10 protein-coding genes are annotated in these 11608 nt (G+C 71.5%); 5 read left to right on the forward strand and 5 right to left on the reverse strand.

The window, feature by feature from the left end:
• Positions 1-117 precede the first annotated feature (117 nt).
• Complete coding sequence (locus LZ198_RS07505) at positions 118-1914, reverse strand: bifunctional metallophosphatase/5'-nucleotidase (RefSeq protein ID WP_253971197.1); 1797 nt, start codon at positions 1912-1914, stop codon at positions 118-120.
• A gap of 45 nt (positions 1915-1959) precedes the next feature.
• Positions 1960-3255 (reverse strand): myxosortase-dependent phytase-like phosphatase, encoded by a 1296-nt coding sequence (locus LZ198_RS07510; protein WP_256559344.1) that lies wholly within the window; start codon positions 3253-3255, stop codon positions 1960-1962.
• A gap of 142 nt (positions 3256-3397) precedes the next feature.
• Here LZ198_RS07510 and gmd point away from each other — a divergent pair, with 142 nt between their 5' ends.
• The 3 genes from gmd to LZ198_RS07525 all read left to right on the forward strand — a co-directional run bounded on the left by gmd (position 3398) and on the right by LZ198_RS07525 (position 5917).
• Complete coding sequence (gmd, locus tag LZ198_RS07515; protein WP_253971198.1) at positions 3398-4372, forward strand: GDP-mannose 4,6-dehydratase; 975 nt, start codon at positions 3398-3400, stop codon at positions 4370-4372.
• A complete protein-coding gene (locus LZ198_RS07520; protein WP_253971199.1) occupies positions 4373-5311 on the forward strand; it encodes a GDP-mannose 4,6-dehydratase in 939 nt (312 codons plus the stop codon). It abuts the gene before it with no gap.
• 96 nt (positions 5312-5407) lie between these two features.
• Entirely contained in the window at positions 5408-5917 is a 510-nt protein-coding gene (locus LZ198_RS07525; protein WP_253971200.1) for an NADAR family protein, read from the forward strand.
• Here the strand turns inward: LZ198_RS07525 and LZ198_RS07530 are convergent, their stop codons facing one another.
• The 3 genes from LZ198_RS07530 to LZ198_RS07540 form a co-directional block, all read right to left on the reverse strand.
• Entirely contained in the window at positions 5918-6643 is a 726-nt protein-coding gene (locus tag LZ198_RS07530) for a hypothetical protein (RefSeq protein WP_253971201.1), read from the reverse strand.
• Between the two features lie 13 nt (positions 6644-6656).
• Positions 6657-7193: a hypothetical protein gene (locus LZ198_RS07535; RefSeq protein WP_253971202.1), complete on the reverse strand. Its 537-nt coding sequence runs from the start codon at positions 7191-7193 to the stop codon at positions 6657-6659.
• A 71-nt stretch (positions 7194-7264) separates the two neighbouring features.
• Positions 7265-8356: a glycosyltransferase family 4 protein gene (locus tag LZ198_RS07540; RefSeq protein WP_253971203.1), complete on the reverse strand. Its 1092-nt coding sequence runs from the start codon at positions 8354-8356 to the stop codon at positions 7265-7267.
• A gap of 42 nt (positions 8357-8398) precedes the next feature.
• Between LZ198_RS07540 and LZ198_RS07545 the strand changes: the two genes are divergently transcribed.
• A complete protein-coding gene (locus tag LZ198_RS07545) occupies positions 8399-10636 on the forward strand; it encodes a glycosyltransferase family 4 protein (RefSeq protein ID WP_253971204.1) in 2238 nt (745 codons plus the stop codon).
• A complete protein-coding gene (locus LZ198_RS07550; protein ID WP_253971205.1) occupies positions 10633-11607 on the forward strand; it encodes a hypothetical protein in 975 nt (324 codons plus the stop codon). The genes LZ198_RS07545 and LZ198_RS07550 overlap by 4 nt, the downstream gene beginning before the upstream one ends.
• The last annotated feature ends 1 nt before the right edge of the window (position 11608 follow it).

An 11608-nucleotide genomic window follows, 5' to 3' on the forward strand; every position in this document is an offset into this window, starting at 1 on the left:
TGATCCCAGGCCGAAAAATCGGCCCCGGCGCGTTTCCGCTGATCTTTCCGAGGGTTGGCTCCCCCCGTCCAGCATCAGCGGATCAGCTCCGAGGCGAATTTTCGGCCGGGACGCGCCTCACCGGGAGGCGGTGGGACACGTCGTCGCGACACCGCTGTAGCGCACGCGCCCCACGGACGGCGCGGGGAGGACGCCGCCGTGGGACTGCCCGTAGGCGATCAACGCCTGGCGCAGGTCCATTCCCCGGACCGGGGCCAGCACCGTCCGCTCGGGGGGGAGCGGACGCGTCACCCCGTCCAGGCCATCCCCACCCCGGGCCAGGAAGTCCGGCAGGGCCACGCGGTAGCTCCGGGTGGGCTCCAGCGGGATGCCGCCGGTCAGCGTCACCGCCCGCAGGCGCGTGGGCCCCGGGCAGCGGGCCAGCGTCAGCTCCAGGCCGGAGACGGCGAACACCATGCCCCTGTCCCACGAGTGGGCCAGCTCCAGGAGCCGCCGCAGCTCGTCGCCGGTGAGCGTGAGCAGCGCCACGGTGTTGTCGAAGGGGAGCGCCTGGTAGACGTGCCCGAAGGACAGCGGCCCCCCCGGCAGGTCGGCGCGGATGCCCCCGGGGTTCATCACCGCCACGTCCGCGCCAGCGGCCTCGCGCAGCGCGTCCGCGATGACGTTGCCCAGGGCGCCCTCCTCCGTGTACCCGCGCGACAGCGGCGCCGAGCACGCCACGCCCGACGCGCGCCCCTGGGTGGCCTCCACCTGCGCCAGCGTCGGCGCGAGCAGGGCCTGGACGGCCGCGTCCTGGACGAGCCGCCGGCCCAGGAACTCCGCCGGCACCAGGGTCCCCTTCTCGCGGGAGACCACCTTGCGCCCGTCACAGGCACCGGAGGCCGCCTCCACCTGCGTGCACAGCGGGATGGCGGCCTGGATGCGCGTGAGTGACGGGTCCACCCGACGTCGGACGGGGTCCACGAACAGCTCCACCACGCCCACGGAGCGCGCCAGTCCGGTCGTCTCGATGACGGGCACCCCCGCGATGAAGTGGCCCATCGTCTGGTGGGTGTGCCCCGCCACCACCGCGTCGAGCGTGCCCGGGGGGAGCTTCTCCAGCATGTCGATGATTTCGGCGTCACCCCCGCGCTCGCAACTGGACGTGTCGCGCGGGTCCTTCAGGTCCGCGCACTTGCCCCCCGCGTGCGCGACGGCCACCACCACGTCCGCGCCTCGCTCGCGCAGGGAGCGGGCGGCCTCCGACGCGGAGGAGGCCAGCGGCGCGAAGCGCAGCGACTCCACGTTCGCGGGGTTGGTGACGCTCGGGGTGGACTCCGTGGAGAGCCCGAGCACGCCCACGCGAACCCCCTTCACGGTGACCAGGTGCGTCCCGTCGTTCCCCAGCCACTCCGGGACCTTCCCGGTGGCGGCGTCCCGGAGGTTGGCGGACAGGAACGGGAAGCGGGCCTGGCGCACGCGCGCCTTGAGCGCGCCGAGCGGATCCTCCCCCGAACCCGAGGCCATGGGCGCGGGCCCCACCGGGCCGTAGTCGAACTCGTGGTTGCCCACGGCCGCCGCGGTGAACCCCAGGTGGTTGTACACGTCGACGACGATGGCGCCCTCCGTCAGGTTGGAGGCCAACGTCCCCTGGAAGAGGTCTCCGCCATCCAGCAGCAGCACCCCACCCGGGTTGTCCTCGCGCAGCGCCTGCACGTAGGCGGAGAGCGTCGCGGCGCCTCCCTCCTCCAGCACCTGGCCATCCCCGAAGCGCGTCCGGTGCGGCTCCACGTGGCCGTGGAAGTCGTTGATGCCGACCAGGGTGAGCCGCACCGGGGCGGAGGCGTCGACCGGCGCGGGCGCGGCGACAGGCGGAGTGGCGCAGGCGACGGAACAGGCCGCGAGCGCGAGGAGCAGTGGGTGCGAGGGACGCATGCGCGGCCGCACTTCACCGCGCCCCGGGCGCCCTGGCAACGCGCATCAACGGTCGCGGCGACGACGCCCCACCAGCCCCAGGGTCAGCAGGCCGAGGAGCACGCTGCCGGGCACCGACGCGGCCCCACACGCGCAGCTCGAGGTGTCGTAGTCGACAGGGAAGTCGCTGCCTCCCGACGGGCCGCCACTGCTCCCCCCGCCCCCGCCCCCGTCCCTGCCGGCATCGGCGCCACCGTCCGTCCCCCCATCGGTCCCACCGTCCGTGCCGCCATCCGTCGGCTGCGCGTCGATGATGAGCGCCGGGGTGAAGGCGTTGGCCACGGAGGCCCAGGGCACCAGCTTGAGGTTGCCCACGCCGTCGCCGTTGTCGCTGTCCAGGCCGACGAAGAGGCCGCTGGGGAACGCGCCCCCCACCGGCAGTGACGTCACGGCCACGCCACGCGCCGCGTTCGCGGCGATGGAGTCGATGCCATCGTTGGCGACGAGACGGAACGTGCCCACGAACGCGAACGTCGCGCGGTCGATGACGGCGAACGTCCCCGCGCTGGTGTCCGCCGCCAGCAGGTAGCCGTCGCGGGTGCCCGAGCGGTACAGCGCCAGCCGGTTGACGTTCGCCGACAACGGCCCGGAGCCACCCAGCAAGGCCACCTGCGTCCGGGTGGTCGTCGAGGCGTCGCGCGCCGCGCCATAGCGCCAGATGGCCGTGCCCTTCTCGATGACGAACAGGCTCCCCGAGTCCTCGTCCACCGCCAGACCGGAGACGCCTCCGGGCACCGTGAGCGTCCGGGCCAGGGTGGTCCCCACCCCACCGTCGGCGCCGCTGAGCGTGAACTGATTGACGGTGCCGCCGTCCGTGGCTGCGAACACGTAGAACACGCCCGTCGTCGCGTCGCGATAGAGGGCGACGCTCGAGAACTGGAGCCCGTTGAAGATGCCCGCGGGGCCCACGCGCGTGAGCTTGTCATTGGCCCGCGCATCCACCAGGTAGGCCGCCAACCCGTTGAAGTTGAAGTTGGCGCTCACGGCCAGTGTCCGATTGACCCCATCCAACGGAAACCCATCCCGCACCGTGACGGCGAAGGTGGGCCCATCGGTCAGCTCCGTCTCGAGAGGCTGCCCGTCCGCTCCATAGGTGATGAGCCCCGCATTCCCATACGCGGTGATGAGGAGGCTGGTGCCGGCGTCACCCGGGCCGACCCACAGGGCCACGTCCTGGACGGAACCGCTGACGGCGGTGGGGCCCGGGTTGGACTCCAACGTGGGTTTCACATCCACGGGTTGGGCCATGGCGGCCGGCCCCAGCATCAAGGCTGTCAGGACGAAGGAGAGTGGGTTGCGCATGACCGGGCTCCGGACAGGTGTGGGTGCGTCCTAACTTGTCACGGGAGGTGTGCCTTTCAAGTACAAAGCCGGTGGGAACGGTTGGCTCCGGGCAACTGCGTCGGGTACAAAGTGCGTCCTCCAGCCAACACAGAAAACGACCATGGCGACCAAGCGCGCACTCATCACGGGCATCACGGGACAGGACGGCAGCTATCTCGCGGAGCTGCTCCTTTCGAAGGGTTATGAAGTGCACGGCATGGTTCGCCGCTCGTCGGAAGAGAAGTTCGAGCGCATCCAGCACCTGCACGGGAAGATCCAACTGCACCAGGGTGACCTGCTCGACCAGTTCTCGCTGGCGTCGCTGCTGAACCTGGTCAAGCCCGACGAGGTCTACAACCTCGCGGCGCAGTCCTTCGTGCCCACCAGCTGGAACCAGCCGGTGCTCACCGGCGAGTTCACCGCGCTGGGCGTGACGAAGATGCTGGAGGCCATCCGCCACACCCGCCCGCAGGTGCGCTTCTACCAGGCGTCCTCGAGCGAGATGTTCGGCAAGGTGCTGGAGGTCCCGCAGACGGAGGACACGCCCTTCTACCCGCGCAGCCCGTACGGCGTGGCCAAGGCGTACGGCCACCACATCACGGTGAACTACCGCGAGTCGTTCGGCCTGTTCGCGGTGAGCGGCATCCTCTTCAACCACGAGTCCCCGCGCCGTGGCCTGGAGTTCGTCACGCGCAAGGTCACGTACAACGTGGCCCGCATCAAGCTGGGCCTCCAGGAGAAGCTGCCCATGGGCAACCTGGACGCCAAGCGCGACTGGGGCTTCGCGGGTGACTACGTCGAGGCCATGTGGCTGATGCTGCAGCAGCCCCAGGCCGAGGACTACGTGGTGGCCACCAACGAGACGCACACGGTGAAGGAGCTGGTGGAGATCGCCTTCGGGCGCGTGGGCCTGGACTGGCAGAAGCACGTCTACATCGACCCGGCGTTCGTGCGCCCCGCCGAGGTGGACCTGCTCATCGGAGATCCGGCGAAGGCCAAGAAGAAGCTGGGCTGGGAGCCGAAGGTGCGCTTCAAGCAGCTGGTGGAGATGATGGTGGACGCGGACCTGGAGCGCGTGAAGGCAGGGCAGCGGTAGATGCGGATTCTCGTCACGGGAGCGGATGGGTTCGTCGGCAGGCATCTGTGCGCGCTGTTGCGCGCCGCCGGCGATGAGGTGGTGGAGGCGCATGGGCCTCGCGGCGAGGGGGTGAGCAGCAGCGCCCTGCACTTCGACGTGGCCAACGAGGCGGCGGTGAAGGCCGCCGTGGCGGAGGCGAAGCCCGAGGGGGTCATCCACCTGGCGGGCTTCAGCTCCGTGGCCAAGAGCCACCACAACCCCGCCCGCGTGTTCGCGGTGAACACGATGGGCGTGGTGCACCTGCTCACCGCGCTGCGGGAGAACACGCCCAAGGCCCGCGTGGTCCTCGTCGGCTCCGGCGAGGTCTACGGCCCGGTGCCCGAGGGCACGCGCGCCACCGAGGACACCCCCGCCATCCCCCTCAGCCCCTATGCGGCGTCCAAGTCCGCGGCGGAGCTGGCCGGCGTGCAGTTCCACCGCAGCTACGGGCTGGAGGTGATGATGGCCCGGCCCTTCAACCACCTGGGCGCGGGGCAGGACCCGACGTTCGTCGTCCCCTCCTTCGCGTCGCAGATTCGCGCCATCGGCCTGGGCACGGTGGACCCGGTGCTGCGCACCGGCAACCTGGAGGCCGTGCGCGACTTCTCCCACGTGCGCGACGTGGTGGACGCCTACCGGCTGCTGCTCGTGAAGGGCGAGCCCGGGCAGGCGTACAACATCTGCAGCGGCCACGGCCGCACCATCCGCAGCCTGCTGGAGGAGATGCTGACGCTGGCGGGAGTCGACGCCCGCATCGAGCTGGACCCGGCCCGGCTGCGCCCCTCGGACATCCCCAGCCTCGTCGGCGCTCCCGACAAGCTGCGGGCCCTGGGCTGGGAGCCGAAGCTGACGGTGACGGACGCCCTGCGCGACGTGCTCGGCCCCAAGGTCCCCTCGGCCACCAGGCCCCAGGGGTGAGGAATGGGGGGGCTTCGTGCCCCCTCCCCACCCCGCTGTCAGGTCCACCCCCGGCGGCCGTTAGTGTCTGACACACACCAAGCCAGGAGCAGGGACATGACGGACACGACGCGGGGTGGTTTCACGTTCTTCTGGCGGGAGCAGTCGCCGTTCTCGCAATGGCACCGCTGCCACTTCGTGGTGGAGGGCGTCGCGTACTGCTGCATGGAGCAGTACATGATGGCGGGCAAGGCGCGGCTGTTCGGTGACGCGGAGGTGCTGGCCAGCATCCTCCAGGCCACCGCGCCCAAGACGCACAAGGCGCTGGGCCGCAAGGTGCGCGGCTTCACCGACCCCGTGTGGACGCGGGAGCGCGAGCGCATCGTCTACGAGGGCAACCGCGCCAAGTTCACGCAGAACGCGTCGCTCCTGGAGACGCTGCTCGCCACGCGAGGGACGCAGTTGGTGGAGGCCAGTCCCACCGACCGCATCTGGGGCGTGGGGTTGTCCGCGGAGGACCCTCGCATCGACGACCCGTCGAGGTGGCGGGGCCAGAACCTGCTCGGCAAGGTGCTGACGCGGCTGCGCGACGACCTCATCATCGAGGAGGGCGTCAGCTCCGCGTAGCTAGCGCGCCAGCCGTTTCCAGGCACTCAAGCGCCTGTCCAGCGCGGTGAGGGCCCACAGGTCCGTGGCGTTGTCCGGGTGGACGGTGGCCAGGGCGCGGTGGAGCGCGTCTCGCGCCCGCGTCTCCCCCCACTCGGACAACACCCGCAGCGCCATCAGCGACGACTTGCGCTCGAGCAACCCCAGCAGCGCGTCCACCACGCGCGGGCTGCGCTCCTCCGCCAGCCGCTGGACGGCCTCGTGCCGCTCCTCCGGCGTCGAGTCCGAGGACGCGAGGACCTGGGTCAGCGCCTCGAATCGCGCCGGCTCCAGCAGCGGACGCGGCCCGGCGGGCTCCCAGTGCTCCAGGGTGACGCCGGTGCGCCCGAAGGCGACACACTCGCGCCGCACGCCGTCGTCGCCGAACAGGCCCATCAGCCGCTCGGGGGACGGGCGCCCGCCCACCAGCATCCGCCGCCCGCGCTCGGACAGCTCCGGTGACGCCCCCAGCAGGTGGACGCGCAGCACCGTGGCCTCGGCGGTGGCGAGCTGCTCGGGCGGGACGCGCTCCCACTTGAGGAACACCTCGGCCATGCCCCGCGCCTGGACGTACCAGCGGTACTCCAGCCACACCGCGCTGGGACGCGAGGCGAAGCGCGCGTCCTCGGCTTCGCGCAACCGGGGCGCGCCCTCCTCCACGCCGCCGAAGCAGTCCTCCAGCAGCGCCTGTGCCTCGTGGAGCTTCACGTGCCTCCGGGGTTCAGAAGTCGTACTGCACGGGGATGGAGAGGCCCGGCAACGACAGCACCGCCTGGCCCCCCGTCTTCCCCGTGAGCGCGGTCAGGCGCTCGGAGACGGGCGAGAGGTCGAAGCCCAGCTCCGCGAACTTCATCGCCTTGCACCGGTCGCCGTTGGCGTCGTGGATGAGCACCAGGTTCGCCACGGGCGTGCCGTTCGCGCCCTTCTGGAACTGACCGTCCCATCCCAACGTATACGTGTGCTCGGCGCAGCCGCCGCCGTGCGAGACGTTCAACGCCAGCACGTTGCCCTGGACCTTCGCGCCCTCGATGTTGATGGCGTCCTTGGGCTGGGGGTTCGGCATCACCACCAGGGGCAGCACCTCGGAGGGCTTCGCCGCCTCCTCCTCCGGGGGCCCCGAGGGAATCGGCTTCACGTCACCGCCCGATGGGCTCTCCGCCGCCACGTCGGGCTCCACGGGCTCCTGCTTCGCCTTGTCGTGCGCGCAGCCGACGATGAGACCGCCCAGCACCAGACCGTTCCAGATGAGCTTCCGCATCCGCATCCTCCAGGGCAGCGCCAGGCGCTTCGCGGACGGGCCCATCCCGCCCACGGCGCCAGGCTCCGCGGTCAGCGTCGGAGCGCCGCCTCGTAGATCGCCAGTGTTCCTTCCGCGGTCCGTTCCCAGGTGAACGCGCCGGCCCGCGCGCGGCCCTTCGCTGACAGCGCGCGCCGCTCCTCCGGCGAGCGCATCAACCGGTCCAACGTCGCCGCCAGCCCCTCCGCGTCGTCCGGCCGCACCGCGGGCGCGGCATCGCCACAGACCTCCGGCAGCGAGCCCGCCGTCGACACGACCGCGGGAGTCCCCAGCCGCATGGCCTCCAACGGCGGCAGACCGAAGCCCTCGTAGCGCGAGGGGAACACGAACACGGACGCGCGGCGCATCAGCTCGTAGAACACGGGCTCCGCCTGGTAGCCGAGGGGGCGGATGTCATGCCCCTCCGCGCGCAGCCGCGCGATGCGCGACTCCACGCGCCCGGAGCCGAACCAGCTCTGCCCCGCGAGCACCAGCGGCACGGAGCGACCGCGCGCGCGGAGCCGCTCCACCGCGTCCAGCACCAGGTCCACGTTCTTGCGCACGTCGAGCGAGCCCGCGTAGAGGACGTACTCCTTCGGCAGCGCCAGCGAGCGCAGGAAGTCCTCGCTCGTCGCGTCGAGCACCGGCGCGTGGACGTGGTCCACGCCGATGGGCACCACCTCCGCGCGGGACTCCGCTTCCGGGAAGCGCGCCAGCAGGTCCTGTCGCGTGCGCTCGCTGATGCACACCACCCGGTCCGCCAGCAGCAGGCTGCGCGACAGCCAGAGCCGGAACTGCCAGCGGAACTTCGCGGACACCGTCTCCGGCATCAGCAGCGGGATGAGGTCCAGCACCGTGAGCACGTAGGCCGTGCCGGGGATGCGCGTCAGCGGGAGGTTGAAGTTCCCGAGCGCGTGGTACAGCGGCGGGCGGGTGCGTTGGAGCAGCGCGGGCAACCGGGCGAGCGTCCAGGAGGTGCGCCCGCTGTCACCGCGCGGATGGTCGCCGCTCGAGCGGGCCCCGAACTTCTCCAGGCGCACGCCGCGCGCCTCGAGGGCGCCGGCCAGACAGCGGGTATAGAGGCCGATGCCGGTGGTCGGCTCGTCCCAGAGTGTCGCGTCGAAAGCGATGGGGCCGGTGGACACGGTGCGCCTCATAGCACGGCCGTGTGATAGGCAGGGCCGCGCATGGCGATCCACCAGTTGATAGCGAGCTTCGTCCCCGGAGACGCCACCGGGCAGGCCGCGCTGCACCTCCAGCTCCTCCTGCGCCGCATGGGCCACTGGGGCGGGCTGTACGCCGACGAGGTGGGCCCGGGACTGGAGGGCCTGGCCAGCCCCGCCGCGACCCTCCAGCCGGAGCCGGGAGACCTGGTGCTGTACCACCATGGCATCGCCTCGCCCCTGAGCAGCCGGCTGATGCACCTGCCCTGCCGGCGCGGACTCGTGTTCCACAACATCAGCCCCGCGCGCTTCTACCAGGGCCTGCCACTGGAGGACGCGCTGGTGGCCGGGCGCGCGCAGTTGGCGGCGATGGCGCCCTTCGTGGACGTGGCCATCGGAGTGTCGGACTACAACGCCGCGGAGCTGCGCGTGGCGGGCTACCGCAACGTGCATACGGTGCCGCTGCTCATCGAGCCCGAGCGCTTCGGCGGGGACCGCGCGGACGCGAAGCTGCTGCGGCGCTTGGAGGGCCCTGGCCCGGTCCTGCTCGGCGTGAGCCGGGTGATGCCACACAAGCGCTTCGAGGACCTCCTCGCGTTGCACCGTGAACTGCTGCGGCTGCGTCCCCAGGCCCGGTTGTTGATGGTGGGCGGCTACGAACCGGGGAGCCGCTACTTCCGCTCACTCCAGCGCGAAGCGAAGGGGCTGGGGGGCGTGAACTTCCTCGGCCGACTGAACCATGCGCAGTTGGTGGCGGCGTACCGCTCCGCGTCCGTCTTCGTCTCGATGAGCGAGCACGAGGGCTTCGGCGTCCCGCTCATCGAGGCCATGGCGGCGGACGTCCCGGTGATGGCGTACGCGGCGGCGGCGGTCCCCGAGACGTTGGGTGGGGCGGGCGTCGCGTTCGACCAGAAGCGCTTCGCCTTCCTCGCGGAGCTGGCGGTGGACCTGAGCGAGGACCTGTCGCTGCGCGAGCCCGTCCTCGAGGGGCAGCGCCGGCGGCTCGCGCACTTCTCCGCGGCGTCGGTGCAGCAGGCGCTGGAGCGCGCGCTGGAGGACACGCCCGCGCCGCGTCCGCGCCATCCCCCGCGTCCCCCCAAGCGCCCCCGGGTCGCGGTGGTGGTGCAGCGCTACGGCGAGGTGACGGGAGGCGCGGAGATGCTGGCCGCGCAGGTCGCCGAGCACCTGACGCCGCATTGGGACATCACGGTGGTGACGACCTGCGCGAAGAACCACCTGTCCTGGGAGAACGTCTTCCCCGCGGGACCGGACACGGTGCGCGGCGTGGACGTGCTGCGCTTCCCGGTGACGCGCTCGCGCAACATCCGTGGCTTCAACGGCCTGTCGCGACAGCTCTTCGACCGGAGCAACGAGCGGCTCCGCGAGGAGCAGTGGATCGCCGAGCAGGGCCCGCTGTCCCCGGGACTCCTGCGCCACCTGGCCACCACGCGCGACGTCTACGACGGGTACCTGTTCTTCACGTACCTCTACGCGCCCACGGTGTGGGGACTGCCCCTGGTGGCGGACCGGGCGCTGCTGGTCCCCACCACGCACGACGAAGCCCCCATCCGGTTCGACGCGTATCGCGACGTGTTCGAGCGCCCGCGCGCGCTCCTGTGCCTCACGCCGGAGGAGCTGACCATCATCGAGAAGTACTTCCCGAACCATGCGCGCACGCGCGTGGTGGGCGTGGGCGTGGACCGGCCCGCGGCGGATGGCACGCGATTCAAGGAGAAGCACGGCCTGCACCGGCCCTACCTGCTCTACGTGGGGCGCCAGGAGCCGGGCAAGGGCGTGCCGGAGCTGCTCCAGCACCATCAGGCCCTGAAGCAGCGCTTCGCGGACGCGCCGGACCTGGTGCTCGCGGGTGATGCCCACATGGACCTGTCGGGAGAAGGTGTGCGCTACATGGGCCGCATCCCCGAGCAGGACAAGCACGACGCGCTGGCGGGGGCCCTCGCGGTGGTGGTGCCCTCGCGCTACGAGAGCCTCTCGTTGCTGACGTTGGAGGCGTTCGCGCAGGCGACGCCGGTGCTCGTGAACGGGCGCTCGGACGTGCTGGTGGGTCAGGTGTCGCGCAGCGGCGCGGGTCGGGCGTACACGGACCTGGACTCGTTCATCACCGGGCTGCGCGAGGTGGGCGAGCACCGCGACTCGCTGGGCAAGCAGGGGCTGGCCTACGTGAAGAAGCAGGGCTGGCCACAGGTGGTGGCGACGTACAAGGAAGAGCTGGAACGCATCCTCGAGGAGAAGCGTCGATGAAGCTGCTGGGACGGGACATTCCGGCGCGGGAGCTGATCGCCCGCATCGAGGAGCGCCTGCGCACGCGCGGCCTCCCCACCTCGGAGCCAGTGGAGATCCCCGCAGAGGGCGTGGAGCCCCGCGTGGAGCCACTGACGTTCAACCTGCACGCGCTCGAGGAGCACTCGGACGCCACGCGCGCGCTGCCGCTGCACACCCATCGGGGTGGCGTGGGGCAGCTCGTCGTGGTGGCCAAGTGGGCCTTCCGCAAGACGTGCCAGGTGTTCATCAACGAGGCGCTCGGTCGACAGCGCGTCTTCAACGGGCACGTGCGCGACTCCTATGCGCAGCTCTCCGCCGAGGTGCTCCGCCTGCGGCGCGAGGTCGAGCAACTCCGCGCACGGCAGTCCGCCCCCGCTCTCGTGGAGGAGCCACGGAGGCAGCAGACGCCGACCACGCGACAGGAGCTCGTCATCTCTCGGGCGGCCACCGCTCCCGCGTCCGCCACCGATGGTGACCTGGTCCTCCCCAAGCCCCGGACCACCACCGCGAAGAAGGAGAACGCGCAGGCACATCCGGAACCCGCCCAGCGTCCCGAGCCCTCCTCGACCAGGCTCGAGCGCAAGGACGCCTCGGTGCCCCAGCCTCCGACTCAGGATGCGCCAACGAGCGCCAAGAGCCCCTCGACGAGCAGCAAGGGTTCACCCCTCCGCGGGGCGGGCGCACGGAACGCTCGAACCCCGGGCAAGGCCAAGCCGCGCCCTGTGGCCGGGAACAAAGGCACGCCCCCGACCGATGTGGCCGCGAACGCCGCATCCTCGAATGCCCCGCAGCCGACTTCGGCCAGCGCGGCGAATCGAGAGCCCCACGGCGCCGGCAAGGCCACGGGCCGCGCCGGGAAGATGAACCGCCCCCCTCACGGTGGCGGGAAGCCCACGGGCCACGCTGGGAGCAGAAGCGGCAAGGCCTCCCGGCGTCCCCGTCGGCGTTGAG

Origin of the sequence: Myxococcus dinghuensis, assembly GCF_024198235.1 — a bacterium.
Taxonomy (GTDB): Bacteria; Myxococcota; Myxococcia; order Myxococcales; family Myxococcaceae; genus Myxococcus; species Myxococcus dinghuensis.

Coding starts and splice junctions, on each gene's coding strand:
- LZ198_RS07535 (WP_253971202.1), bottom strand. CDS start 7,193: ATGCGGAAGCTCATCTGGAACGGTCTGGTGCTGGGCGGTCTCATCGTC.
- LZ198_RS07525 (WP_253971200.1), top strand. CDS start 5,408: ATGACGGACACGACGCGGGGTGGTTTCACGTTCTTCTGGCGGGAGCAG.
- LZ198_RS07505 (WP_253971197.1), bottom strand. CDS start 1,914: ATGCGTCCCTCGCACCCACTGCTCCTCGCGCTCGCGGCCTGTTCCGTC.
- gmd (WP_253971198.1), top strand. CDS start 3,398: ATGGCGACCAAGCGCGCACTCATCACGGGCATCACGGGACAGGACGGC.
- LZ198_RS07520 (WP_253971199.1), top strand. CDS start 4,373: ATGCGGATTCTCGTCACGGGAGCGGATGGGTTCGTCGGCAGGCATCTG.
- LZ198_RS07550 (WP_253971205.1), top strand. CDS start 10,633: ATGAAGCTGCTGGGACGGGACATTCCGGCGCGGGAGCTGATCGCCCGC.
- LZ198_RS07545 (WP_253971204.1), top strand. CDS start 8,399: ATGGCGATCCACCAGTTGATAGCGAGCTTCGTCCCCGGAGACGCCACC.
- LZ198_RS07510 (WP_256559344.1), bottom strand. CDS start 3,255: ATGCGCAACCCACTCTCCTTCGTCCTGACAGCCTTGATGCTGGGGCCG.